Below are 1,104 nucleotides of genomic sequence, written 5' to 3' on the forward strand. Positions count from 1 at the left end.
CCAGGCCGTCGTCGATCTTGTGCGGCTTCAGCTCGGCGGCGCTCGCCCGGTCGAAGGACTCCTTGGGGCACAGTGCTTTCCGGCGAGGAGAACTTCAACGGCTACTTCGCCAACGGCGACAAGGCCTCCGACCCGCAGGGGCGCGTCAAGCGCTACGGCTTCCCCAAGGGCGGCACGCCGAACCAGTGGGAGCGCACCGACAAGCGCTTCGACCTGAGCCAGGAACCCAACGAGGCCAACCGTTTCGGCTATGTCGTCGAGGTCAACCCGTGGGACGCCGCCGCCACGCCGATCAAGCACTCTGCGATGGGTCGCCTCAAGCACGAGGGCGCGTCGATCTACGTCACCGACTCCGGTGATGTCGTCTCCTACACCGGCGACGACGAGAAGTTCGACTACATGTACAAGTTCGTGTCCTCGCGCAAGATCCAGTCCGGCACCGGCGCTTCCGCGATGCGGCACAACCTGACCATCCTCGACGCGGGCACCCTCTACGTCGCCAAGCTCACCGGCGACCACGCCGACAAGATCGACGGCAGCGGCGCGGTCCCCTCCGACAAGGGCTTCACCGGCAAGGGCCAGTGGATTCCGCTGCTCGAGACCGGCGACGACGGCAAGGGCAAGTCCCTGGTCGACGGCATGTCCGCCGCCGAGGTGGCGGTGTTCACCCGCCTGGCCGCCGACAAGGTCGGCGCCACCAAGATGGACCGCCCCGAGGACTTCGAGGCCAACCCGTTCACCGGCAAGGTCTACGTGGCGCTGACCAACAACGACAACCGCGCCAAGGACGACAAGCCGGGCGTCGACGAGGCCAACCCGCGCAAGCTGAACAAGAACGGCCAGGTCCTCGAGCTCACCGACAACCACACCGGCACCGACTTCACCTGGTCGCTGCTGCTGGTCTGCGGTGACCCCGCCGCCGCCGACACCTACTTCGCCGGCTTCGACAAGACCAAGGTCAGCCCGATCTCCTGCCCGGACAACCTGGCCTTCGACCCGTACGGCAACCTGTGGATCTCCACCGACGGCAACGCCCTCAAGACCAACGACGGCCTGTTCTCGGTGATCCTCGACGGCCCCAACCGCGGTGAGACCAAGCAGTTC

1 protein-coding gene is annotated in these 1,104 nt (G+C 66.5%); it reads left to right on the forward strand.

The features are described from left to right. The coding region (locus ACFWF3_RS36830) for a PhoX family protein (RefSeq protein WP_379318870.1) at positions 1-1,104 on the forward strand (1,104 nt) is incomplete at both ends.

The sequence above is a fragment of the Nocardia sp. NPDC060220 genome (genome assembly GCF_042727815.1).
GTDB lineage: Bacteria > Actinomycetota > Actinomycetes > Mycobacteriales > Mycobacteriaceae > Nocardia.